Below are 24,441 nucleotides of genomic sequence, written 5' to 3' on the forward strand. Positions count from 1 at the left end.
CTCTAAGCTTTATGTATCAATTTTGGTCAATAATTCATTTGATTTATTTGTCACAATAGTTATTATATCGGCTGTAATTAATGAGGTCATACCCAAATGGATAGTTCGTTTACTCCCATTGAGCAAATGCTCAAGTTTCGCGCCAGCCGCCATGAAGATTTCCCGTTTCAGGAGATCCTGTTAACTCGTCTTTGCATGCATATGCAAGGTAAGCTGCTGGAAAATCGCAATAAAATGCTCAAAGCGCAGGGAATTAACGAGACATTATTTATGGCGCTGATTACGCTGGAGTCACAGGAAAACCACAGCATCCAGCCGTCCGAGCTGAGCTGTGCGCTGGGCTCGTCACGTACCAACGCCACCCGTATCGCTGATGAACTGGAAAAACGCGGCTGGATTGAGCGCCGCGAGAGCGATAACGATCGTCGCTGTTTGCATCTGCAACTGACCGAAAAGGGCCATCAGTTTTTGCGTGAAGTCCTGCCGCCGCAGCATAACTGTCTGCATCAGCTGTGGTCTTCACTTAGCACCAGCGAAAAAGATCAGCTCGAACACATCACCCGCAAACTCCTGAGCCGCCTTGATCAGATGGAAGAAGAAGGCGTGCTAGCGGACTCTCTACGCTAAGGGCGGCGTCGCTCAGCCCATTTTTACGTTGCAAGGAAAACAGCCAGGCCAGCAGATCTCTGCTGGCCTTTCTGATAAACAGGTCGGCTCAGCCGATGTGAAATAATAAGATCGTGGAGAATAACATGAGTGCAAATGCGGAGAGCCAAACCCCGCAGCAACCAGGCAGCAAAAAAGGAAAGCGTAAAGGCGCCCTTCTGTTGCTGACATTGCTCTTCATTATTATTGCCGTGGCATATGGGATTTACTGGTTTCTGGTACTGCGTCACTACGAAGAGACCGACGATGCCTACGTGGCAGGGAATCAGGTACAAATTATGGCTCAGGTCGCGGGCAGCGTGACCAAAGTCTGGGCTGACAACACGGACTACGTGCAGAAAGGCGATCCGCTGGTCACGCTCGATCGGACCGATGCCCAACAGGCGTTTGAAAAGGCTAAGACCCAACTGGCCGCCAGCGTGCGTCAGACCCGCCAGCAGATGATCAACAGCAAGCAGCTGCAGGCAAATATCGACGTCAAAAAAACCGCCCTCGCCCAGGCGCAGGCTGACCTGAACCGCCGCATCCCGCTGGGCGCCGCGAACCTCATTGGCCGCGAAGAGCTGCAGCACGCCCGCGATACCGTCGCCAGCGCACAGGCCGAACTCGACGTGGCAATCCAGCAGTACAACGCCAACCAGGCGATCGTGCTGGGCACCAGGCTGGAACAGCAGCCGGCGGTGCTCCAGGCGGCCACTGAAGTGCGTAACGCCTGGCTGGCCCTGCAGCGTACGCAGATCGTCAGCCCGATTAGCGGCTACGTTTCCCGTCGCTCGGTACAGCCTGGCGCGCAGATTGGCACCACCACGCCGCTGATGGCGGTGGTCCCGGCGACCAACCTGTGGATCGATGCTAACTTTAAAGAGACTCAGCTGGCGCATATGCGTATCGGCCAGCCGGCCACCGTGATCAGCGATATCTATGGCGATGACGTGAAATACACCGGTAAAGTGGTCGGTCTGGATATGGGCACCGGCAGCGCCTTCTCTCTGCTGCCGGCGCAGAATGCCACCGGCAACTGGATCAAAGTGGTACAACGCCTGCCGGTTCGTATCGAGCTGGATGAAAAACAACTAGCGGAACACCCGCTGCGTATCGGCCTCTCGACGCTGGTGGAAGTCAACACCACCGATCGCGATGGTGAAATGCTGGCCAGCCAGGTGCGGAGCTCCCCGGTTTACGAGAGCAATGCCCGCGAAATCGCTCTCGATCCGGTTAATAAGCTGATAGACGAGATCATTCAGGCCAACGCCGGATAATTCGGGGTGAGTGTAATGCAACAGCAAAAACCGCTGGAAGGCGCGCAACTGGTCATTATGACCATTGCGCTGTCGCTCGCGACGTTCATGCAGGTGCTGGATTCCACTATCGCCAACGTGGCGATCCCGACCATTGCCGGCAACCTTGGCTCGTCGCTGAGCCAGGGGACCTGGGTCATCACCTCGTTCGGGGTCGCTAACGCCATCTCCATCCCGATCACCGGCTGGCTGGCCAAGCGCGTCGGCGAGGTGAAGCTGTTCCTGTGGTCAACCACCGCCTTCGCCATTGCCTCCTGGGCCTGCGGCGTCTCCAACAGCCTGACGATGCTGATTTTCTTCCGCGTCATTCAGGGGATCGTCGCCGGGCCGCTTATCCCGCTGTCGCAAAGTCTGCTGCTCAGCAACTATCCCCCGGCGAAGCGCTCTATCGCTCTGGCGCTGTGGTCGATGACGGTGATTGTCGCGCCCATCTGCGGTCCGATCCTCGGCGGCTATATCAGCGATAATTATCACTGGGGCTGGATCTTCTTTATCAACGTGCCCATTGGCGTGGCGGTGGTGCTGATGACCCTGCAGACCCTGCGCAACCGGGAAACCAAAACCGAACAGCGGCGGATCGACGGCGTCGGTCTGGCGCTGCTGATCATTGGTATCGGTAGCCTGCAGGTGATGCTGGACCGGGGTAAAGAGCTGGACTGGTTCTCCTCCAATGAGATTATCATTCTGACCATCGTGGCGGTGGTGGCGATAAGCTTCCTGATCGTCTGGGAGCTAACCGACGATAACCCGATTGTCGATCTGTCGCTATTTAAGTCGCGCAACTTCACCATCGGCTGCCTCTGTATCAGTCTGGCCTATATGCTCTACTTCGGCGCCATCGTGCTGCTGCCGCAGCTGTTGCAGGAGGTCTACGGCTACACCGCGACCTGGGCCGGCCTGGCGTCGGCGCCGGTGGGGGTGATCCCGGTCATTCTGTCGCCGATTATCGGCCGCTTCGCGCATAAGCTCGACATGCGGCGGCTGGTCACCTTCAGCTTTATTATGTACGCGGTCTGCTTCTACTGGCGCGCCTGGACCTTCGAACCGGGGATGGACTTTGGCGCCTCGGCGTGGCCACAGTTTATCCAGGGCTTCGCGGTGGCCTGCTTCTTCATGCCGTTGACCACCATCACCCTCTCTGGCCTGCCGCCGGAGCGGCTGGCGGCGGCGTCGAGCCTGTCGAACTTCACCCGTACCCTTGCCGGCTCCATCGGGACCTCGATCACCACCACCCTGTGGACCAACCGCGAGGCGCTGCATCATGCGCAGCTCACCGAATCGGTGACTCCCTTTAACCCCAACGCGCAGCAGATATACGATCAGCTGCAGGGCATGGGAATGACGCAGCAGCAGGCGTCCGGCTGGATAGCGCAGCAGATAACCAACCAGGGGCTGATTATCTCCGCCAACGAAATCTTCTGGATTTCTGCGGCTATTTTCATCCTGCTGTTGGGGCTGGTGTGGTTCGCCAGACCACCGTTCAGCGCCGGCGGCGGCGGCGGCGGCGCGCACTAAGCCTCACATAAAGGGACCTCCGGGTCCCTTTTTTACGGCGTCAGGTTGTCCAGTTCTCGCTAGTTTCTGTCTCGTTTGCGAAAGCCCGTCACCCTGCGCTCGGGCAGGATAAAGGCTGACCATTAAGGAGAACACTATGCTGAGCCATCCTGCTGAAAAGTACCGTCCCTATCCGCCGATCGCCCTGCCTGACCGCCGCTGGCCAGACCGGCAAATCAGCCACGCCCCGCGCTGGCTCTCGACTGACCTGCGCGACGGCAACCAGGCGCTGGCGGAGCCCATGGACAGCGCCCGCAAACTGCAGTTCTGGGATCTGCTGCTGGAGTGCGGCTTTAAAGAGATTGAAGTCGCCTTCCCTTCCGCCTCACAAACCGATTTCAACTTTGTCCGCCAGCTGATTGACGAACAGCGCATCCCGGAGGATGTCACCATCCAGGTGCTGACCCAGGCGCGAGACCCGCTGATCCTGCGCACCTTTGAGGCGCTGCGCGGCGCCCACCGGGCTACCGTCCACCTCTACAATGCCACCGCGCCGCTGTTCCGCGAGCTGGTTTTCGGCATGGACAAGGCCGAGGTGATCGCCCTCGCGACCCGCGCCACCCGGCTTATCCGTCAGCAGTGCGAACAGCAGCCGGAGACCCGCTGGCAATATGAATATTCGCCTGAAACCTTCTGCTTCACCGAGCCCGAGTTTGCGCTTGAGATTTGCGAAGCGGTGGCGGATGTCTGGCAGCCCTGCGCCGAGCGACCGATGATCGTCAATCTGCCGGCGACGGTGGAAGTCAACACCCCCAACGTCTATGCCGATCAGATCGAGTATTTTTGCCGCCACTTCTCCCGCCGCGGCGAGGTCTGCATCAGCGTGCACCCGCATAACGATCGCGGCACCGGCGTCGCCAGCGCCGAGCTGGCGGTGATGGCCGGCGCCGATCGAGTAGAAGGCTGCCTGTTTGGCAACGGCGAACGCACCGGCAACGTCTGTCTGGTGACTTTGGCGATGAACCTCTACAGCCAGGGCATCGACCCTGAGCTTCGCTTCGAGCAGATGAACCGGGTGGTGGAGGTGGTGGAAAACTGCAACCAGATCCCCGTTCACCCGCGCCACCCGTGGGCGGGAAGTCTGGCTTACACCGCCTTCTCCGGCTCCCATCAGGATGCGATCAAAAAAGGGTTTGATGCCCGTCAGCCTGGCGATCCGTGGCAGATGCCCTACCTGCCCATTGACCCGCAGGATATAGGCTGCAGCTATGAGGCGGTGATCCGCGTCAACAGCCAGTCGGGGAAGAGCGGCAGCGCCTGGCTTATCGAACAAAATCATGGTCTGAAACTGCCCCGCGGGCTGCAGCAGGACTTCAGCCAGCACGTTCAGCAGGCCACCGATAGCGACGGCAAAGAGATGACCCACCATGCGCTGTGGCAGCTGTTCCGCACGCGCTACGGGCTGCAGGCGCAGCCGGCGCTGACGCTGCTCGATTATCAGAGCGCCAGCCAGCAGGATGGCCAGCTTTCCCTGCAGGCAACGCTGCGTCACCACGGCGAAACCCGACGCCTGCAGGGCCAGGGCAACGGCCTGCTCTCCGCCGCAGCCAGCGGGCTCAGCGCGCTGTTTCGGCAGCCGTTTATGATCAAGGACTATCATGAGCATACCCTCGGCGCGCGCAGCGACAGCCGGTCGGTGGCCTATATCCGCTGCGTTTTTCCGCAAGGAGAAAGCTACTGGGGCGTGGGTATCGATAATGACGTGGCGCGCGCCTCGCTGCAGGCGCTGTGCAATGCGCTCGGCGCCGCCGATCAGGCCGGGGGACGAAAATAGTCGCTGGGGGCGACGCCCATCACCCGACGAAACATGGCGCTGAAGGCGCTGTGGCTACCGTAGCCCAGCTCCAGCGCCACCCGCAGCACGGAGTGGCCCTGCGCCAGGCGCACCAGCGCTTCCATTAGCTTCGCCCGGCGCACCCACTCGCTCCACGTCAGGCTAGTCTGCTGCTGAAAATGGCGGTTTAGGGTTCGCTCGCTCATGCTGCACGCCTTCGCCGCCTGGCCGCTGCTCCAGGCCTCGCCCGGCGCCTCGCGTACCTGCTGGCACAGCCGACGCAGCGTTTCGCTTTGCGGCTCCGGCAGGCCAAACGGCAGGATCGCCATCCCGCGGATCTCATCGAGGATTAGTTCATAAATTCTTTCGTCGCGGCTGGCGGGGGCATAGCGTTCCGCCAGCGCCAGGGATGACACGATCAGTTCCCGCAGCAGCGGCGTGATCTGTACGATCTGGCAGCCCGCCGGAAGATCGGCGCGCGCCAGCGGATCGATAAACAGGGTGCGCGCCGCCACGTTGCCGGTCATGCGCAGCGCGTGCGGCGTTCCCGCCGGCAGCCAGACGCCGCGCCCGGGCGGCACCACCCAGTAGCCTACCGGCGTCGCGACCCGCACCACGCCGCTTAGTATATGCAGCAGCTGGGCGCAGTCATGCTGATGCCAGTCTTCCTGGTCACCGTGGGCATAATCATGGGCAAAGGGCACCAGTGGGCGGTGCTGAAAGGAGAAGGAAAGCGTCGTCGTCATCGCGGCGTCAGAAGAGCGGCCCGGCGACAGGCGTCGGGCCGTGGCGGAAGCACTAGATGTGCAGTTCCTGCAGTTTTTCTTTCGGCAACGCCAGTTCGTCGTTGCTGTTGATGCGCACATCGCACTCAATGATATGGCGAGCGATGTCCTGGGCCTCTTCCAGCGAGTGCATGGTGTAAGTCCCGCACTGGTAGACGTTGAGCTCCGGGATCTGGTTCTGATCTTTCACCTTCAGCACATCGGCCATCGCCGCTTTCCAGGCGTCAGCGACGCGCTGCTCGTCCGGCGTACCAATCAGGCTCATATAGAAGCCGGTGCGGCAGCCCATTGGCGAAATGTCGATAATTTCCACGCCATTCCCGTTCAGATGATCGCGCATAAAGCCCGCGAACAGATGCTCCAGGGTGTGGATACCGCGTTCCGGCATCACTTCCTGGTTCGGTACGCAGAAGCGCAGATCGAAAACGGTGATTTCATCGCCATGCGGCGTGTTCATTTTCTTCGCGACACGCACCGCTGGGGCTTCCATTCGGGTATGGTCGACTGTGAAACTATCTAACAACGGCATTCGTCACCTCCGGGAGTGAATTTTTTTAAAATAAAATGAACTCTTTGTTCAGCCGCGAGTCTCAGTATATGAAAGACGCGCATTTATTATCATCATCATCCCTGAATCAGAGATGAAAGTTTGGCCACAGTGATGTGGCCTTTTTCTTTTCCAGCGCTACGCGTGCCGCGCCAGCAGCGCCTCAAACGGCTCGCTGTCTTCAGCTTCCACTTTCTTTTGTCGCGCCACCGACGAGTCGCGCTCGGCGATAAAATCGTCTTCGCTCAGGATCTCCAGCGGCTCTTCGCGCAGCTGCGTCCGGTAACGATCGGCAAGCGCACGGCCGGTACCGCCAATGCCTTCTTCAATCATAGAACGCAGAATGCGGGCTGAGAAGGTTAATTCCGGATCGTCAAAGCAGGCCAGCAGCTCGTCGCAGACCTGCTGATATGCCTGGCCACCGTGGATACTGTCCAGGGTCTGCGCCACGCGGCGTAAATCGCGGAACAGATCTTTGCCCACCTGAGCCAGCGGGAACTGCGCGCTTTCGCAGCCAATCCCCAGCGTTAAGCCCGGCTTACGCCCTTCCAGAATCACCCGATTCCAGTTGGTGCGGGTGCACAGCAGCTCATCGCTGCTCATCTCCGGCGCGTCGGCCAGCGCGCACCAGACCATAAACAGGTCGAGGAAACGCACCTGCTGGGCGTCAACGCCGATCGGCGAGAACGGATTGATATCCAGCGAACGCACTTCGATATACTCAATACCACCGCGCAACAGCGCATCGGACGGGGTTTCGCCCCGACGGGTGACGCGTTTCGGGCGGATCGGCGCATAAAGTTCATTTTCAATCTGCAGAATGTTGCTGTTGATCTGCAGATACTTGCCGTCTTTCTGCAGCCCGATTTTGGCGTACTCTTCCGACGGCGTTTTAATCGCCCGCTTCAATCCTGCCACATACTCGTGCAGATCGTTAAACGTAATTCCGAGATTGCTTTGCGACTTATTGGTATAACCAAGGTCGCTGAGGCGCAGCGAGGTGGCATACGGCAGGTAATACATGCCGTTGCCCGTTTCCTCAAAGGGCAGCGTTGTCGGTTTGCCTTGCAGGAATGAGGAGCAAATCGCCGGCGAGGCGCCAAACAGATAGGGGATCACCCAGCCAAAGCGATAGTAGTTACGAATTGAGCGGAAATAGCCCGCCGAAATGGCCTCTTTACCACTCTCGGCATCTTCCACACCACATTTTGCCTGCCAGAAGGCCATCGGTAGGGAGAAGTTATAGTGCACGCCGGAGATAGTCTGCATCAGCGCGCCATAGCGATTCTTCAGCCCCTCGCGATATAGCGTTTTCAGGCGCCCCACGTTAGAGGTGCCGTACTGCGCCAGCTCAATATCCTGACCGGGGGCGATATAGCATGGCATACTCAGCGGCCACATCCGCTCGTCGCCAAGCTGACGCGCGGTATAGCGATGGACATCGCGCATAAAGGTCAGCATATGCTCAATATCGCCATCTACTGGCGTAATGAACTCAAGTAAAGCTTCGGCAAAATCGGTGGTAATCCATTTATGCGTCAGCGCTGAGCCTAACGCCGGAGGGTGACCGGTCGTTGCAAGGGTGCCGTCTGCGTTCACGCGCAGCGTTTCCCGCTCCAGACCACGTTGAATACCCTGCAGAGCCTGCGGATGTTTTTCCAGCCAGGCCAGCGCCTGTGATACGTCCGGGATCAATTTGACCTCCCGCCTGTCGAAATCGTTTGAATAAGCATAATTGTAATGGATGAACTGTCAGTCCAATTAGTGCCACCACGTCATGCCCTGAAGCGTCGCTGCCGCAATAGCGATATAGCGCAGCGCCTTACCAAGGCATAAGAAAAAGAGTACCGGTCCCCAGGAAATGCGCATCCATCCCGCCAGCAAACACAGTAAATCGCCGACAACCGGCGCCCAGCTCAGTAAGAGCGTGACCGCGCCGTAGCGCTTAAGCCAGCCGGCCGCCCGCTCCTGCCAGCGCGAGGTTTTGCGCAGCGGAAACAAGCGCCCCAGAATAACGTTAGTTACCCCTCCAAGGCTATTGCCGATTGTTGCTATTAATACTAACCACCACGGATGACTGACCCCTGCAAGTAGCATAGCCACCAGCACAACCTCCGAATTGCCGGGGAGCAGCGTGGCGCTTAAAAAGCTACTGGCAAACAGCGAGGTGAGTGACAGCGCGTCGCTCACAGCAAACGCACGTCAACTGCGTCCATTCCCGCGCGCTTCGCCGCCTGCAGACCAAAGTCGGCATCTTCGAAGACGACGCATTTTTCCGGCGCGACGCCCATGCGCTCGGCGCACAGCAGGAAGGTATCGGGCGCGGGTTTATGGTTGACCACATGATCGGCCGCCACCACCGCGGAGAAGTAATGACGCAGCCCCAGGTGCGCCAGCAGCGCTTCGGCGACGGCGCTCTCGCTGCCGGTTCCCACCGACATCGGGCGACGGCCGTGCCATGCCTTAACCACCTCAATCAGCGGCAACGGGCGTACGCTGTCCAGCAGCATCGCTTTGACGGCCTGGGTTTTTTCCTGCGCCAGGCGATGTGGATCGAGATCGGCCTGATTGAGTTCGATAATCGCCTGGGCGATTCGCCAGGTTGGTGAGCCATTGAGCGCGACCATCGCCTGTTCGTCGAAACGCATACCGTAGCGGCCCAACACCTCGTTCCATGCCTGCCGATGGGTCGGCTCGGTATCGAGAATGGTGCCATCCATATCAAAGATCAGTCCTGCGTAACCTTCGTACATTGTCTTCTCACCAACCGGTTTGGGAATGATTACTGTAACGCAAAAGCCCGCCGTTGTCGCGGCCAGCGGCGCAGACGACAAAGGCGCCCTGAGGCGCCCCCAAACATTAGGCCGGATAACCAGCCTTATTTAATACGCAGATCGTTCTCGACCATTCGCACGCCCTGCACTCGGCGTGTGACTTCTACGGCTCGTTTAGCGCTCTCCGCGGAGGAGACAAATCCGCTCAGCTGGACGCGGCCTTTAAAGGTCTGGACGCTAATTTCTGAGGACTTAATGTCTTTATCGTTAAAGAGCGCCGTTTTCACCTTGGTGGTCACCACGGTATCGTCAATATAGCCGCCCGTACTCTCCTTTGTAGCCGATCCCGCACAGCCAGCGAGGGCCGTCGTTACCAGCAGCGTCGCGCAAAAAGCAGGTATTGCTTTGAACCATTTCATGGATTTCTCTCCTTGCATTTATCTCAGCCTGATAACGCTGATATACAAGGATAAATTATAGTGGAAAGCGCGTCTTGCCAATAAAAAAGTCAGGATGAAGCCAGTGATGGAAAACGAGGTAATCGGGATGGTGAGAGAAGAGTGAAGATTATGCATTCAGAACGGGTGCTGCGATAATTTCGCAGCCTACGCAACAACATCGTCGTTGTTACTGAGGAGAATATGGTGCATCCGGGAGGATGACTCGGCTACGCCTCGCCCTTTGGGCCGTTGCTTACGCAACGTTATCCCCCCTGGTGCTGGCGATGATTTCGCAGACCATAAAACAACATCGTCGCTGTTACTAAGGAGAATATGGTGCATCCGGGAGGATTCGAACCTCCGACCGCTCGGTTCGTAGCCGAGTACTCTATCCAGCTGAGCTACGGATGCATCGGGAAAGCTATTTTACTGCGGGGTTACTCTCCTGGCACTTACGATGGTTTCGCAAACCAGATAACAACAATGTTGCTGTTACTAAGGAGAATATGGTGCATCCGGGAGGATTACTCGGCTGCGCCTCGCCCTACGGGCCGTTGCTTACGCAACGTTATCCTCCCTGGTGCTGGCGATAATTTCGCAGACCATAAAACAACATCGTCGCTGTTATCAAGGAGAATATGGTGCATCCGGGAGGATTCGAACCTCCGACCGCTCGGTTCGTAGCCGAGTACTCTATCCAGCTGAGCTACGGATGCATCGGGATTACTGCTGTAATTCTGATATCAAATTTCGCGATTTGCCATTCTTATTAAAGAATGGTGCATCCGGGAGGATTCGAACCTCCGACCGCTCGGTTCGTAGCCGAGTACTCTATCCAGCTGAGCTACGGATGCATCGGGAAACTTGCTTTACTACGCGTCAGTGTCACAACTAACACATGCCACACTGAGTATGATGGCCTAATCGGTAGAGTGACTCGATTATGCCTCGCACTGCGGGCCGCTGCTTTCACAGCGCTCTTCTCTCTTAATTCAGAAAGAAGATGGTGCATCCGGGAGGATTCGAACCTCCGACCGCTCGGTTCGTAGCCGAGTACTCTATCCAGCTGAGCTACGGATGCAAAATGGCGGTGAGGCGGGGATTCGAACCCCGGATGCAGCTTTTGACCGCATACTCCCTTAGCAGGGGAGCGCCTTCAGCCTCTCGGCCACCTCACCACACACGCCTCTTTCGAGTGCTTCGAAGAACTTGTTTCTGCTCTTCGTCGCTGCGATGGCGCACATATTACTTTCTGGTACTTATAAGTCAAACACTTTTTCGAGACCTTTTTTCGTTTGCACACTTCGCACGCAATTCGCGTGCAAAAACGGCAAAAAGGGCAATTTATCAACAGGAAATCAGCCCTGACGCTGGCATAACGCCAAACGACCAAAGCGGCAAAGGGTAATGAAAAGCGGTATGGCGCAGGGGGAAAAAACAGAAAAAGGGAAAAAGCGGCGGTAAGTGATGCGCCTCACTGCACAGCGAGGCGCGGAAACCTTAGTAACTGGACTGCTGGGATTTTTCAGCCTGAATACGCTGGTAGATCTCTTCACGGTGAACAGACACTTCTTTAGGGGCGTTTACGCCAATACGAACCTGGTTACCCTTCACCCCTAAAACTGTCACAGTGACCTCATCTCCAATCATGAGGGTCTCACCAACTCGACGAGTCAGAATCAGCATTCTTTGCTCCTTGAAAGATTAAAAGAGTCGGGTCTCTCGTATCCCGGCATTATCCATCATATAACGCCAAAAAGTAAGCGATGACAAATACCTTAGGGTATAAGCAGTCATGGCATCACATTCTGTTAAACCTAAGTTTAGCCGATATACACAATTTCAACCCGACTTTATCGTTATCAGTGTTTCTGACGCAAGGTGCCATAACCCTCTGGTTATGGCACCTATACCCCTCATACTTCAAGTTGCATGTGTGTTGGCTTTCCTCGCTCACCCCAGTCACTTACTTGAGTAAGCTCCTGGGGATTCGCTGCGTCGCCGCCTTCCTGCAACTCGAATTATTTAGGGTAAATGCGTTTATAGTTATTACAGTTTTGCGCTGACCCAGCCTTTCACACTGGCTAACGCTGCAGGGAGAGCAGACGCATCGGTACCACCGGCCTGCGCCATATCCGGACGACCGCCCCCTTTACCGCCCACCTGCTGGGCGACCATACCAACCAGCTCCCCTGCTTTCACGCGGTCTGTCACATCCTTAGACACACCTGCAATCAGAGAAACCTTACCATCCGCTACCGTAGCTAATACAACGATCGTCGAACCGAGCTGGTTCTTCAGATCGTCAACCATGGTACGCAGCATTTTCGGCTCAACGCCGGTCAGTTCGCTGACCAGCAGCTTAACGCCGTTAATCTCTTCCGCTTTGCTGGAGAGGTTTGCGCTCTCCTGCGCCGCAGCCTGCTCTTTCAGCTGCTGCAGCTCTTTTTCCAGCTGACGGGTACGCTCCAGCGCGGCGCGAACCTTCTCGCCGAGATTGTGGCTGTCACCCTTCAGCAGCTGAGCGATATCATTGAGCTGATCGCTCTGCGCATGCAGGATGGCCATCGCGCCTTCGCCAGTCACCGCTTCGATACGGCGCACGCCAGCAGCGGTGCCGGACTCTGACGTGATGCGGAACAGGCCGATATCGCCGGTACGCGCCGCGTGAGTCCCGCCGCACAGCTCCGTGGAGAAGTCGCCCATCCGCAGAACGCGCACGCGATCGTCGTATTTCTCGCCAAACAGCGCCATGGCGCCGGATGCGCGCGCGGCATCGATATCCATAATGTTGGTTTCGATAGCCAGGTTACGACGGATCTGCGCGTTGACCAGGTCTTCCACCGCACGAATTTCTTCCGGCTTCATCGCTTCAAAATGCGAGAAGTCAAAGCGCAGCGCTTTATCATTGACCAGCGAACCTTTCTGCGCCACATGGGTGCCGAGCACCTGGCGCAGCGCCGCGTGCATCAGGTGCGTCGCGGAGTGGTTGAGACGGATACGCTGACGGCGAGCCTCATCTACGTCGGCCTGCACCGCGTCACCCACTTTCAGTGAGCCGCTGGCGACTTTACCGATATGACCAATAGCCTGGCCGTACTTCTGCGTGTCGCTGACTGCGAAGGAGAAGCCCGCGCCTTTTAATTCGCCTTTATCGCCCACCTGGCCGCCGGACTCCGCATAGAACGGGGTCTGGTCAAGGATCACCACCGCTTCCTGGCCAGCGCTAACGCTATCCACCGCTTTGCCGTCGATAAACAGGGCGGTAACCTTGCCGTTCAGCTCCAGATGATCGTAGCCTTTAAATTCAGAGGCGCCGTCAACGCGGATCATCGCATTATAGTCGGCGCCGAAACCGCTGGACTCGCGCGCGCGGCGGCGCTGCTCTTCCATCGCGGCTTCAAAACCAGCTTCGTCAACCTTGATGTTGCGCTCGCGGCACACATCGGCGGTTAGGTCGACCGGGAAGCCGTAGGTGTCGTACAGACGGAAGGCGGTTTCGCCGTCCAGGGTGTCGCCTTTCAGCTTCGACAGCTCCTCATCCAGCAGCGCCAGGCCGCGCTCGAGGGTGCGGGCAAACTGCTCTTCTTCGGTTTTCAGCACCTGCTCAACCTGAGCCTGCTGCTGCTTCAGCTCGTCGCCGGCGGAGCCCATCACATCGATCAGCGGGGCAACCAGTTTCCAGAAGAAGGTGTCCTTCGCGCCCAGCATGTTGCCGTGACGGATCGCGCGGCGAATGATACGACGCAGCACGTAGCCGCGGTTTTCATTCGACGGGATCACGCCGTCGGCAACCAGGAAGGCGCAGGAGCGAATGTGGTCGGCGATAACGCGCAGCGACTTGTTCGTCAGATCGGTCGCGCCGGTGACTTTCGCCACGCTGGCGATCAGATCGCGGAACAGGTCGATGTCATAGTTGGAGTTAACGTGCTGCAGCACCGCGGCAATACGCTCCAGACCCATACCGGTGTCGACGGACGGCTTCGGCAGCGGCTCCATGGTACCGTCAGCCTGACGGTTGAACTGCATGAAGACGATGTTCCAAATCTCAATGTAACGGTCGCCATCTTCTTCCGGGCTTCCCGGAGGGCCGCCCCAGATATGATCGCCGTGGTCAAAGAAGATTTCGGTGCACGGGCCGCACGGACCGGTGTCGCCCATCTGCCAGAAGTTGTCAGAAGCAAACGGCGCGCCTTTGTTGTCGCCGATGCGGATAATACGCTCGCGCGGAACGCCTACTTCATTGGCCCAGATGTCGAAAGCTTCGTCATCGGTCTCGTAAACGGTAACCCACAGTTTTTCTTTCGGCAGCGCGAACCAGTTCTCACCGGTCAGCAGTTCCCACGCGTATTTGATGGCATCCTGCTTGAAGTAATCGCCAAAGCTGAAGTTGCCCAGCATTTCAAAGAAGGTGTGGTGACGCGCGGTGTAACCGACGTTTTCCAGATCGTTGTGTTTACCACCCGCACGCACGCAACGCTGTGCGGTGGTCGCACGCGAATAATTACGTTTGTCGAGACCAAGGAAGACATCCTTGAACTGGTTCATCCCTGCATTGGTAAACAGCAGGGTCGGATCGTTGTGCGGCACCAGGGAGCTGCTGGCAACTACCTGATGTCCCTTGCTATGGAAAAAGTCGAGAAACGCCTGACGGATCTCAGCGGTGCTCTTGCTCATAATTATCCTGAAATCAAGCTACACGTCATCCTTCAAGTCGCCTCTGTCCTGGCTGCGCTTGCTCTTCCGGCACCGAACTGACGTGCGTTGCGAAAGAGAGTCTCTCTTGCCGCCCTGATGCAGCTTGAATGATTTTGTGTAAAGGAATAATCGCCCAGGCCGCTGCCTGCACAGTCACAACCAGCGGCCCGACGGAATAAAGTGGGAATAAGATAAGTTTTCTTTACGGCGAAGTAAAATCCCGGATGGGTCAATCTGCAAAATTTCGCCAGATTTCCTGGATATCTTCCATCAGGTAGCCGCGGTAAAGCAGGAATCGCTGAACTTTCACTTTTTCAGTAAAGGCGGAAGGTAACGGTTCGCCGTATTTACGCTGTGCCTGCTCCCTGGCAAGGCTCACCCAGTCGATATCGCATTCGCGCATCGCCTGGTCAACGACCTGGCGCGCAATGCCTTTCTGGCTGAGCTCCTGGCGAATGCGCGCCGGACCATAGCCTTTGCGGCTCCGGCTGGCGATGAACTGGCCGACGAAGCGGTTGTCGTCAAGGTAGCGGTTTTCGATACACCAGGCGACAACCTGCTCCAGCTCGTCGGGGGTGACGTCCAGCGCCTCAGGACCGTTTTTGCTCATCACCGGAGCGACCAGCTTGCGTCGCAGCTCCTGCTCGCTGTGGTCGCGCATCGCCAGAATGCGGATAGCACGGTCCAGCAGGCGGGCGTAGCCGGAGCGGCGTGATGAAGCATCAGTCACAGGCACCTCGATAATCTCACAAAGCAAAAGGGCTGCCTAAGCAGCCCTGTCAGTCTTGCAGACGATATCAGAAATCCTGTTCGGTTTCTTCTGCGTCGTTGCCGTCAACAACGAAGTCTGGCTTCGCATCCTGATTGTTGAGCAGCAGTTCGCGCACTTTCTTCTCAATCTCTTTCGCCGCCGCCGGGTTCTCTTTCAGCCAGGTGATCGCGTTCGCTTTACCCTGACCGATTTTGTCGCCGTTGTAGCTATACCAGGCACCCGCTTTCTCAATCAGCTTCTCTTTCACGCCGAGGTCTACCAGCTCGCCGTAGAAGTTGATGCCTTCGCCGTAGAGGATCTGGAATTCGGCCTGTTTAAACGGCGCGGCAATCTTGTTTTTCACCACTTTGACGCGGGTTTCGCTGCCGACGACATTGTCGCCCTCTTTCACCGCGCCGATGCGGCGAATGTCCAGACGCACAGAGGCGTAGAACTTCAGCGCGTTACCACCGGTAGTGGTTTCCGGGTTACCGAACATCACGCCAATTTTCATACGGATCTGGTTGATAAAGATCAGCAGCGTGTTGGACTGCTTCAGGTTACCCGCCAGCTTACGCATCGCCTGGCTCATCATACGCGCCGCAAGGCCCATGTGAGAGTCGCCGATTTCGCCTTCGATTTCCGCTTTCGGCGTCAACGCCGCGACGGAGTCGACGACGATAACATCAACCGCGCCGGAGCGCGCCAGCGCGTCACAGATCTCCAGCGCCTGCTCGCCGGTGTCCGGCTGAGAACACAGCAGGTTGTCGATATCGACGCCCAGTTTGCGTGCATAGACAGGATCCAGCGCATGTTCAGCATCGATGAACGCACAGGTTTTACCTTCGCGCTGCGCTGCGGCGATAACCTGCAGCGTCAGGGTGGTTTTACCGGAGGATTCCGGACCGTAGATCTCGACGATACGGCCCATTGGCAGACCGCCGGCGCCCAGCGCGATATCCAGAGAAAGCGAGCCGGTGGAGATGGTTTCCACATCCATGGTGCGGTCTTCACCCAGGCGCATGATGGAGCCTTTACCGAATTGCTTTTCGATCTGGCCCAGTGCAGCCGCCAACGCTTTCTGTTTGTTTTCGTCGATCGCCATTGTTACTCCTAATCATGCAGGGTAAAGCGTGTTCGCTTCGCCGTTAATATTTGTTCAGTTGAGGCAATTATACTGTATGGTCATACAGTATCAAGTGTTTTGTAGAAATTGTTGCCAGAGCAGATTTAGCGCATAGGCCGTCGCCTGACGACGCACCGCTTCGCGGTCTCCGGCAAAGCATTCCCGCCGCGTCACCCCTTGCCCGCTCACGCTGGCGACGCCGAACCATACCGTGCCGACCGGCTTTTCGACGCTGCCGCCATCCGGCCCGGCGACGCCGCTAACGGAGATGGCATAATCCGCACGCGCCGCGCGCAGCGCGCCAATCGCCATCTCCACCACCACCGGTTCGCTTACCGCGCCGTTGTCGCGCAGCGTCGCTTCGCTGACGCCGATCATTTGCGATTTAGCTTCGTTGCTGTAGGTGACAAAGCCGCGTTCAAACCACGCCGAGCTGCCGGCAATATCGGTGATCGCTTTCGCAATCCAGCCGCCGGTACAGGATTCCGCCGTGGTCACCGTCGCCCCACGCGCCTTCAGCGCCCGGCCAATCTTCTCGCTTAGCTGCATTAATTCTGAATCGGTCATTATCGCCCCGCTTTGCTCTGGATAAAGAGGCCATCAAAGATAGCACTTTCGACAGAGATATGGGGATGAAGTGGCGATTTTACGAGGGGGGATCCAGAAATGGGTCGTCCTGTGATAACCAGGACGACCAGACAACCTGTTACTTCATGCTGTTAGCGATAAGCTCAACGTTGTGACGCATCATTTTGACGTAACTATCGGCGACGCCGCCCGGCTTAGATAGCGCTTCCGGATAGAGTTCGCCCCCCGGCTGCGCGCCGGTGGCGCTGGCAATCTGCTTCACCAGCCGCGGGTCAAGCTGGTTCTCCATAAACCAGGTATGGACGCCATCCGCTTTGATTTGCTTAATCAGCGCCGCCACCTGCGCCGCGCTGGCCTCGCTCTCTGAAGAGAGCCCCTGTGGCGCGAGGAAGGTCACGTGGTAAGCCCGGCCAAAATAGCCGAAAGCGTCATGGCTGGTCAGGACCTTGCGCTTGGCCAGCGGAATGGCGCTGAACTGCGCTTTCGCCCAGCCGTCGAGAGACGTCAGCTGGTCGATATAGCGCTTGCCGCTGCTGGTCAACGCTGCTTTATCTTCCGGGTCGGCTTTCACCAGACCATCGAGGATATTCTGCGCATACAATGCGCCGTTCGCTGCGCTGTTCCAGGCGTGGGGATCGGTCACCGTTTTACCCTCTTCATCAAGGGTATGGGTCTTGACGCCTTTCGATGCCACCACCAGCTCGCCCTTAAAACCAGAGGCCTTAATCAGGCGATCCAGCCACCCTTCCAGCCCCAGGCCGTTAACCACCACCACGTCGGCCTTGCTGAGCAGCGCGCTATCCTTCGGCGACGGTTCGAAGGTGTGCGGATCGCCGTCCGGGCCGACCAGGGTATCCACATGGACATGCTCCCCGCCGACCTGCTGCGCTATATCACCCAACACCGAAAAACTGCTTACCACATTCAGCGTTTTCGCCATGGCCCCCTGCGCCATCAGGCCGAGGGCCAGCGCGACCACTATTGCACTACGTTTCATCATTTCCTTACCCCATCAATGTGCGCCAACCGACCAGCAGCCGGCTGCGCGTGCCAAAAAATAGCGAAACAAAAAACAGTGCGCTGGCGGTCAGCACAATAGCGGGCCCGGCGGGAAGACTAATCGCCCAGGAGAGGCTTAATCCCAGCCAGGCGCAGAGCGCGCCCATTCCCGCCGCCAGTAGCAGAATGCCCGGCAGCGTGCGCGCCCAGCAGCGCGCGGCGACCGCCGGGAGCATCATTACCCCTACCGCCATCAGCGTGCCGAGCACCTGAAACCCGGCCACCAGATTAAGCACCAGAAGCGCCAGAAAAAGCCCATGCAGCAGCGCAGGCAGCCGCCGGTGATTCACCTGCAGCCAGGCGCTGTCGAACGCCTCGCTGACCAGACCGCGGTAGCACAGCGCAATGCACAATAGCGTCAGGCTGGCGACGCCGCTGACAAACAGCGCCGCATCGCGGTCGACCGCCAGAATGGAGCCAAACAGCAGATGCAGGAGGTCCACGCTGGAGCCGCGCAGCGACACCAGGGTGACGCCCAGGGCCAGCGAGCCCAGATAAAATCCGGCAAAACTGGCGTCCTCTTTTAACGGTGTCCGCCGGCTCACCCACCCGGCCACCAGGGCAACCACGATGCCGGCGATGAAGCCGCCGAGGGTCATGGCCAGCAGCGACATGCCGCTCAGCAGATACCCCACCGCCACGCCGGGGAGAATGGCGTGCGACAGCGCATCGCCCATCAGGCTCATGCGCCGCAGCAGCAGGAAGACGCCCAGCATGGTGGTGCTCAGCGACAGCGCCAGACACACCACGAGGGCCCGACGCATAAAGCCGAATTCAATGAAAGGCTGAAAGAAGGTGTGCCAGATCATGCCGACCTCGCATGACTGAAGGCCGGGAGCACCGCCCGGGTAGCGCCCCAGCAGGCGCGCTGGGGAGTCAGCAGCAGCGTCTCGGGGAAAAAGTCGGCCACCCGCTGGTTATCATGCAGCACCGCCAGGATGGTCTGTCCCTGCCGGTACATCTCGAGAATCAAATCCATTAGTTCGCGACTGGTCGCTTCGTCGATACCGGTGAAGGGCTCGTCGAGCATCACCAGCGGCGCCTGCTGCACCATCACCCGGGCAAATAGCATGCGCTGAAACTGGCCGCCGGAGAGCGCTTCGATCGGCGTTTTCGCCAGGCCCGCCAGCCCGACCCGCTCCAGCACCGCGCCGATGCGTCGCCGGGTGCAGCCCCCCAGACCGCGCAGCAGCGACACGCCGGGCCATGCGCCCTGGCTTACCACATCCTGCACGTTGAGAGGAAACTGCGACTCGAGGGCATGGCGCTGCGCCAGCCAGCCGATCACCGGCCGTTTTCCCTGCCAGCGCAGGCGGCCACTGACCGGCGGAAGAAACCCGGCGAGGGTTTTCAGCAGCGTTGATTTTCCGCAGCCATTGAGGCCAACAATTGCCGTCAGGCTGCCGGGGCATATCATCCCGCTCAGCGGAGGGGTGATCGCTACCCCGTCATAGCCGGCGACCAACTGCTCCAGTTCAATCATGGCAGCGTCACCGCCCACCAGGTTGCTAACCATAGCGCCGCCAGCAGCACGCCTGCGATAGCCGCGCGCGCCGCGCCGGATGCCATAAAAATCGATGTGAACATATCCCCGCCTCAATTTAATGTTATAACATAACAATAACGAAGCGAAGAAAGAATGTAAATCAGCGTCAGTCAGCGGAAATGTAACAAAGGTCAACAAGAGGCATGGAGACGGGAAAAAACGGGGGGATAAGCGCGGCCTCCCCGGCGTCATCCCCCGGTCGCGCTGCGCTTACCGGGGCTAGCAACCGGATACCAGACCGTAGCCCGGATAAGGCGCTGGCGAACTCCGCCGCCAACGTGCGGATGACGGCGCGTAACGTAGCCGCAGTGTTGCCGATGGGCGACAAGCTGTCATTGAACTCTCCCCAGGTCGCGCTGCGCTTACCGTGGCTAGCAACCGGATACCGGACCGTAGCCCGGATAAGGCGCTACGCGCCGCTATCCGGGGAGGCTGGGAAATTGTCAGCCGGATGAAAGGATTAATAACCGCCGCGGGCCTGCGCAACCGCCAGACCCAGCTGCCAGACAGCCATCGCGTAGTGGGTGCTGTGGTTGTAGCGGGTGATGGTGTAGAAGTTCGGCAGCCCGTACCAGTACTCATAGCCGGTGCCGACGTCCAGCCGCAGCAGGCTGGCCTGCTGATGGTTACCCAGCGGCTGGGTCGGGGTCAGCCCTGCGGCCGCCAGCTGCGAAACGCTGTATTTAGTCTTGAAACCATTCTCCAGCCCCGGGGCCTGCCCCAGCGCCTGCACCGCCACCAGATCGCCGCTCACCCAGCCATGCTGTTTGAAGTAGTTGGCCACGCTGCCGATAGCATCCACCGGGTCCCACAGGTTGATATGTCCGTCACCGTTAAAATCGACCGCATACTGCTTATAGGAGGACGGCATAAACTGACCGTAGCCCATCGCCCCGGCGAAAGAGCCTTTCAGATCCAGCGGGTCGTCGCTTTCGCTGCGCGCCATTAGCAGGAAAGTTTCCAGCTCCGACGAGAAGTATTCGGCGCGGCGCGGGTAGCTAAACGACAGCGTCGCCAGCGCGTCGAGGATCCGGGTTTTGCCCATCACCCGGCCCCAGCGAGTCTCCACGCCGATAATGCCGACGATGATTTCCGGCGGCACGCCGTAAACCTGATAAGCGCGGTTAAGCGCGTCCTGATACTGATTCCAGAACACCACGCCGTTCTGCACATTATCCGGGGTAATGAACTGTTTCTTGTAGCGCAGCCAGGCGCCGGTCGGCCCGGTTGGCGGCAGGCCGGTCGGCGCCTGACGATCCATCAGCCGCAGGACGTAATCCAGGCGCTTTGCCTGCGACAGGATCTCCTGCAGCTGCTGCCTGTCGAAGCCGTGCTTCGCCACCATCTTATCGATAAACTGCGCCGCCGCCGGGTTGTTGGCGAAGTCGCCGCCCATCTGCATCACGTTATGCTGCGGTTCCAGCAAAAAGCCGCCGGTTCCACTCGCCATCTCCGTTTCCGCGGGGGTCTTGGGTTTGCTGCTGCAGGCAGCGAGGAGCACACAAAGGGGAAGTAAAGCCAGATAGCGACGCTTCAACATGGGAATTCCGTTTAACAAATTCAGCAAGGGATAATTATGGTAAAGCATGCGACGACCAACAAGAAAGCGACAATCTGTTTGTAGACAAAATAGTCCTTCAACTGCTCCTCCCCTGCGTGCTTTCATGCCCTGCAACATTTCATCTCGCCCGCATCATCTTTCAAAATAAAATATTTATCTTTCATTTTGCGATCCATTTAACACTTTTAAACCTTTCAAAATGATTAAAATTAACCTGCGATTAGCAAGAAAAATAACATGCTGAAGGAGAGAACAATGATTGACGTCGTGACCCACGGCGCGGAGTGGTTTATCGGCCTGTTTCAGAAAGGCGGCGAGGTATTTACCGGCATGGTGACCGGGATCCTCCCCTTGCTGATCAGCCTGCTGGTGATCATGAACGCGCTGATCAACTTTATCGGCCAGCAGCGGATCGAGAAGCTGGCGCAGCGCTGCGCAGGAAACCCAATCTCCCGCTACCTGCTGCTACCCTGCATCGGCACCTTCGTGTTTTGTAACCCAATGACGTTAAGCCTCGGCCGGTTTATGCCAGAGAAGTACAAGCCCAGCTATTACGCGGCGGCGTCGTATAGCTGCCACTCAATGAACGGGCTGTTTCCACATATCAACCCCGGCGAGCTGTTCGTCTATCTCGGCATCGCCAACGGCCTCACTACCCTCGGCCTACCGCTCGGTCCGCTGGCGGTGAGCTACCTGCTGGTCGGGCTGGTGACTAACTTCTTCCGCGGCTGGGTCACCGACCTGACCACCTCGATTTTCGAGAGAAAAATGGCGATTCAGCTTTCCCGGAAAGTGCATCTGTCAGGAGCGACATCATGACCCGTATTCGTATAGAGAAAGGCACCGGCGGCTGGGGCGGCCCGCTTGAGCTCGACGCCGTCGAAGGCAAAAAGATCGTCTATATCACCGCCGGCACCCGCCCGGCGATCGTTGACCGCATCGCCAGCCTGACCGGCTGGCAGCCGGTGGACGGGTTTAAAGAGGGGGAACCAGCGGAAAGCGAGATCGGCGTGGCAATTATCGACTGCGGGGGCACCCTGCGCTGCGGGCTCTATCCTAAGCGCCGCATCCCGACGGTGAATATCCATGCCACCGGCAAATCAGGGCCGCTGGCCCAGTACATCACGGAAGATATTTATGTCTCCGGCGTCAAAGAGGACAACATCAAGTGCATCGCTCCCGACAGCGCAGGGGTTTCCGAGCCGCCGGCGGAAAACAAGAGCGCGGGTCGCGATTACGACACCAGCAAGAAGATTACTGAACAGAGCGATGGCCTGCTGGCGAAGGTCGGGATGGGCATGGGTTCGGTGGTGGCAGTGCTGTTCCAGGCCGGGCGCGACACCATTGATACGGTGCTGAAAACCATTCTGCCGTTTATGGCTTTCGTCTCGGCGCTGATCGGCATCATCATGGCCTCCGGCATCGGCGACTGGATCGCCCACGGCCTGGCGCCGCTCGCCAGCCATCCGCTGGGGCTGGTAACCCTGGCGCTGATTTGCTCTTTCCCGCTGCTGTCGCCGTTTCTCGGCCCCGGCGCGGTGATAGCTCAGGTGATCGGCGTGCTGATCGGCGTTCAAATCGGCCTCGGCAACATTCCGCCGCACCTCGCCCTGCCCGCCCTATTCGCCATTAACGCCCAGGCCGCCTGCGATTTTATTCCGGTAGGCCTGTCGCTAGCCGAAGCCCGTCAGGATACCGTGCGCGTCGGCGTGCCGTCGGTGCTGGTCAGCCGCTTTCTGACCGGCGCACCAACGGTGCTGATCGCGTGGTTCGTTTCCGGATTTATTTACCAGTAAGAGGTTCCTGCAGATGACTGTGATTTACCAGACCACCATTACGCACATCGGCGCCTGCGCGACGATGGCGCTGGAAGAGCAAATGCTGATCACCTTCCGCGAGGGCGCCCCGGCGGATATCGAAGAGTACTGCTTTATTCACAACCACGGCGAGCTTGCTGGCACGCTGCAGCCGGGGGCAGAGCTGCAGCTTGGCGAACAGCGCTACCCGGTGACCGCCGTCGGCGAGGTCGCTGAACAAAACCTGCGCGAGCTGGGCCACATCACCCTGCGCTTTGACGGCCATCGTGAAGCGGAGTTCCCAGGTACCGTCCATGTGGCGGGCCCGGTGCCGGACGCTATCGCGCCCGGCTGCGTACTGAAGTTTGTTGCTTAAAAGGAGAGAGAGATGAATCAGGTTGCTGTTGTCATTGGCGGTGGACAAACCTTAGGAGAGTTTCTGTGCCGCGGGCTGGCCGCCGAAGGCTACCGCGTGGCGGTGGTCGATATTCAGAGCGAAAAAGCCAGCCGCGTCGCCCAGGAGATTAACGCTGAGTATGGCGAAGGTATGGCGTACGGCTTCGGCGCCGACGCCACCAGCGAGGCCAGCGTCACCGCCCTGGCCCACGGGGTGGATGAGATTTTTTCGCGCGTCGACCTGCTGGTGTACAGCGCCGGGATCGCCAAGGCGGCGTTTATTAGCGACTTCGCGCTGGGGGATTTCGACCGCTCGCTGCAGGTCAATCTGGTGGGCTATTTTCTCTGCGCCCGCGAGTTCTCGCGGCTGATGATCCGCGACGGTATTAAGGGGCGGATCATTCAGATCAACTCGAAATCCGGCAAAGTCGGCAGTAAGCACAACTCCGGCTACAGCGCGGCGAAGTTCGGCGGCGTCGGGCTGACCCAGTCGCTGGCGCTGGATCTGGCGGAATATGGCATTACCGTGCATTCGCTGATGCTCGGCAATCTGCTGAAGTCGCCGATGTTCCAGTCGCTGCTGCCGCAGTATGCCACCAAGCTCGGTATCGATGAGAGCGAAGTCGAGCAGTACTACATCGACAAGGTGCCGCTGAAGCGCGGCTGCGAATATCAGGATGTGCTGAACGTATTGATGTTTTACGCTAGCCCACAGGCGTCGTACTGCACCGGGCAGTCAATCAACGTCACCGGCGGCCAGGTGATGTTTTAACAGGTTCCCGGATGGCGCTGCGCTTATCCGGGCTACAAAACTGTAGGTCGGGTAAGGCGTTAGCCGCCACCCGACAAAAAAACGGCACCGCGGGTCGCTCGGGTTAGGCGCTCGCGCCGTGACCAGGGCTGTTCCCGCCCCCCTTAAGGAGAGACCTATGGTTACTGCATTAATCATCGTCGCCGCCATCGCCTGGCTTACCCAGCTGGCCTTTGGCGGCTGGCAGATCCGCCGCTTCAATCGCGCCTTTGATAGCCTGTGCCAGCAGGGGCGGGTGGGCGTCGGCCGCTCCGCCGGGCGCTTTCAACCG

24 protein-coding genes, 5 tRNA genes and 1 pseudogene are annotated in these 24,441 nt (G+C 58.5%); 10 read left to right on the top strand and 20 right to left on the bottom strand.

Annotated features, from left to right (window positions below):
- The first annotated feature begins 96 nt into the window (after positions 1-96).
- The 4 genes from mprA (at position 97) to leuA (ending at position 5,292) form a co-directional block, all read left to right on the top strand.
- Entirely contained in the window at positions 97-627 is a 531-nt protein-coding gene (gene mprA, locus KHQ28_RS21900) for a transcriptional repressor MprA (protein ID WP_002914337.1), read from the top strand.
- 125 nt (positions 628-752) lie between these two features.
- Entirely contained in the window at positions 753-1,925 is a 1,173-nt protein-coding gene (gene emrA, locus KHQ28_RS21905) for a multidrug efflux MFS transporter periplasmic adaptor subunit EmrA (protein ID WP_002914339.1), read from the top strand.
- Between the two features lie 15 nt (positions 1,926-1,940).
- Entirely contained in the window at positions 1,941-3,479 is a 1,539-nt protein-coding gene (gene emrB, locus KHQ28_RS21910; protein WP_002914342.1) for a multidrug efflux MFS transporter permease subunit EmrB, read from the top strand.
- 136 nt (positions 3,480-3,615) lie between these two features.
- Entirely contained in the window at positions 3,616-5,292 is a 1,677-nt protein-coding gene (gene leuA / locus KHQ28_RS21915) for a 2-isopropylmalate synthase (RefSeq protein WP_032418421.1), read from the top strand.
- Here the strand turns inward: leuA and KHQ28_RS21920 are convergent.
- From KHQ28_RS21920 to KHQ28_RS22010, 19 genes are all read right to left on the bottom strand, one after another.
- Positions 5,271-6,038 (bottom strand): helix-turn-helix transcriptional regulator, encoded by a 768-nt coding sequence (locus tag KHQ28_RS21920; RefSeq protein WP_004149452.1) that lies wholly within the window; start codon positions 6,036-6,038, stop codon positions 5,271-5,273. The genes leuA and KHQ28_RS21920 overlap by 22 nt on opposite strands.
- A 52-nt stretch (positions 6,039-6,090) precedes the next feature.
- Positions 6,091-6,606, bottom strand: coding sequence for an S-ribosylhomocysteine lyase (gene luxS / locus KHQ28_RS21925; RefSeq protein ID WP_032418420.1), 516 nt, complete (start codon positions 6,604-6,606; stop codon positions 6,091-6,093).
- Between the two features lie 156 nt (positions 6,607-6,762).
- A complete protein-coding gene (gshA, locus tag KHQ28_RS21930) occupies positions 6,763-8,319 on the bottom strand; it encodes a glutamate--cysteine ligase (protein ID WP_032418419.1) in 1,557 nt (518 codons plus the stop codon).
- Between the two features lie 66 nt (positions 8,320-8,385).
- Complete coding sequence (locus tag KHQ28_RS21935; protein ID WP_002914355.1) at positions 8,386-8,814, bottom strand: YqaA family protein; 429 nt, start codon at positions 8,812-8,814, stop codon at positions 8,386-8,388.
- Complete coding sequence (gene yqaB / locus KHQ28_RS21940) at positions 8,811-9,377, bottom strand: fructose-1-phosphate/6-phosphogluconate phosphatase (protein WP_004174701.1); 567 nt, start codon at positions 9,375-9,377, stop codon at positions 8,811-8,813. The genes KHQ28_RS21935 and yqaB overlap by 4 nt, the downstream gene beginning before the upstream one ends.
- A gap of 125 nt (positions 9,378-9,502) precedes the next feature.
- A complete protein-coding gene (locus KHQ28_RS21945) occupies positions 9,503-9,817 on the bottom strand; it encodes a BON domain-containing protein (RefSeq protein ID WP_002914359.1) in 315 nt (104 codons plus the stop codon).
- A gap of 355 nt (positions 9,818-10,172) precedes the next feature.
- Positions 10,173-10,249: transfer RNA gene (locus KHQ28_RS21950), tRNA-Arg, on the bottom strand.
- A 228-nt stretch (positions 10,250-10,477) separates the two neighbouring features.
- Positions 10,478-10,554, bottom strand: a tRNA-Arg gene (locus KHQ28_RS21955).
- 61 nt (positions 10,555-10,615) lie between these two features.
- A tRNA-Arg gene (locus KHQ28_RS21960) sits at positions 10,616-10,692 on the bottom strand.
- Between the two features lie 150 nt (positions 10,693-10,842).
- Positions 10,843-10,919 (bottom strand) — tRNA-Arg (locus KHQ28_RS21965).
- A 4-nt stretch (positions 10,920-10,923) separates the two neighbouring features.
- Positions 10,924-11,016: transfer RNA gene (locus tag KHQ28_RS21970), tRNA-Ser, on the bottom strand.
- A gap of 322 nt (positions 11,017-11,338) precedes the next feature.
- Positions 11,339-11,524 carry a carbon storage regulator CsrA gene (gene csrA / locus KHQ28_RS21975; protein ID WP_000906486.1) on the bottom strand — a complete coding sequence of 62 codons (186 nt, stop codon included), beginning with the start codon at positions 11,522-11,524 and terminating at the stop codon, positions 11,339-11,341.
- A gap of 363 nt (positions 11,525-11,887) precedes the next feature.
- Positions 11,888-14,515, bottom strand: a complete 2,628-nt coding sequence (gene alaS / locus KHQ28_RS21980) for an alanine--tRNA ligase (RefSeq protein WP_004174700.1) — start codon at positions 14,513-14,515, stop codon at positions 11,888-11,890.
- 250 nt (positions 14,516-14,765) lie between these two features.
- Complete coding sequence (recX, locus tag KHQ28_RS21985; protein ID WP_032418418.1) at positions 14,766-15,266, bottom strand: recombination regulator RecX; 501 nt, start codon at positions 15,264-15,266, stop codon at positions 14,766-14,768.
- A gap of 67 nt (positions 15,267-15,333) precedes the next feature.
- Positions 15,334-16,392, bottom strand: a complete 1,059-nt coding sequence (gene recA, locus KHQ28_RS21990) for a recombinase RecA (RefSeq protein WP_002914769.1) — start codon at positions 16,390-16,392, stop codon at positions 15,334-15,336.
- A 90-nt stretch (positions 16,393-16,482) separates the two neighbouring features.
- Positions 16,483-16,980 carry a nicotinamide-nucleotide amidase gene (pncC, locus tag KHQ28_RS21995; protein WP_002914771.1) on the bottom strand — a complete coding sequence of 166 codons (498 nt, stop codon included), beginning with the start codon at positions 16,978-16,980 and terminating at the stop codon, positions 16,483-16,485.
- Positions 16,981-17,119: 139 nt separating this feature from the next.
- Positions 17,120-17,998, bottom strand: coding sequence for a metal ABC transporter substrate-binding protein (locus KHQ28_RS22000; protein WP_004174698.1), 879 nt, complete (start codon positions 17,996-17,998; stop codon positions 17,120-17,122).
- 7 nt (positions 17,999-18,005) lie between these two features.
- Entirely contained in the window at positions 18,006-18,869 is an 864-nt protein-coding gene (locus KHQ28_RS22005; protein ID WP_004149458.1) for a metal ABC transporter permease, read from the bottom strand.
- Positions 18,866-19,576, bottom strand: a complete 711-nt coding sequence (locus KHQ28_RS22010) for a metal ABC transporter ATP-binding protein (RefSeq protein WP_072198269.1) — start codon at positions 19,574-19,576, stop codon at positions 18,866-18,868. The genes KHQ28_RS22005 and KHQ28_RS22010 overlap by 4 nt, the downstream gene beginning before the upstream one ends.
- A gap of 272 nt (positions 19,577-19,848) precedes the next feature.
- On the opposite strand from KHQ28_RS22010, the pseudogene KHQ28_RS29310 reads away from it, so the two are divergent.
- A pseudogene (locus KHQ28_RS29310) lies at positions 19,849-19,935 on the top strand (hypothetical protein); the annotation flags it as partial.
- A 131-nt stretch (positions 19,936-20,066) separates the two neighbouring features.
- Here the strand turns inward: KHQ28_RS29310 and mltB are convergent.
- Positions 20,067-21,146 (bottom strand): lytic murein transglycosylase B, encoded by a 1,080-nt coding sequence (gene mltB / locus KHQ28_RS22015; protein ID WP_004174694.1) that lies wholly within the window; start codon positions 21,144-21,146, stop codon positions 20,067-20,069.
- Between the two features lie 276 nt (positions 21,147-21,422).
- Between mltB and KHQ28_RS22020 the strand changes: the two genes are divergently transcribed.
- The 5 genes from KHQ28_RS22020 to KHQ28_RS22040 all read left to right on the top strand — a co-directional run.
- Positions 21,423-21,986 (top strand): PTS glucitol/sorbitol transporter subunit IIC, encoded by a 564-nt coding sequence (locus KHQ28_RS22020; RefSeq protein WP_004890255.1) that lies wholly within the window; start codon positions 21,423-21,425, stop codon positions 21,984-21,986.
- On the top strand, positions 21,983-22,963 hold the full coding sequence (locus tag KHQ28_RS22025) for a PTS glucitol/sorbitol transporter subunit IIB (protein ID WP_032418416.1): 981 nt from the start codon (positions 21,983-21,985) through the stop codon (positions 22,961-22,963). Before KHQ28_RS22020 ends, KHQ28_RS22025 begins: the two co-directional genes overlap by 4 nt.
- A gap of 13 nt (positions 22,964-22,976) precedes the next feature.
- The gene (srlB, locus tag KHQ28_RS22030; RefSeq protein ID WP_004174693.1) at positions 22,977-23,339 is read left to right on the top strand and encodes a PTS glucitol/sorbitol transporter subunit IIA; all 363 of its coding nucleotides are present in this window, start codon (positions 22,977-22,979) and stop codon (positions 23,337-23,339) included.
- A gap of 12 nt (positions 23,340-23,351) precedes the next feature.
- Positions 23,352-24,131, top strand: a complete 780-nt coding sequence (gene srlD / locus KHQ28_RS22035; protein WP_002914815.1) for a sorbitol-6-phosphate dehydrogenase — start codon at positions 23,352-23,354, stop codon at positions 24,129-24,131.
- Between the two features lie 157 nt (positions 24,132-24,288).
- Positions 24,289-24,441, top strand: a 153-nt coding sequence (locus KHQ28_RS22040; protein ID WP_323131614.1) for a transcriptional regulator GutM, incomplete at its 3' end; no start/stop codon positions are given.

This window comes from Klebsiella sp. 28, from assembly GCF_018223905.1.
Taxonomy (GTDB): Bacteria; Pseudomonadota; Gammaproteobacteria; order Enterobacterales; family Enterobacteriaceae; genus Klebsiella; species Klebsiella pneumoniae.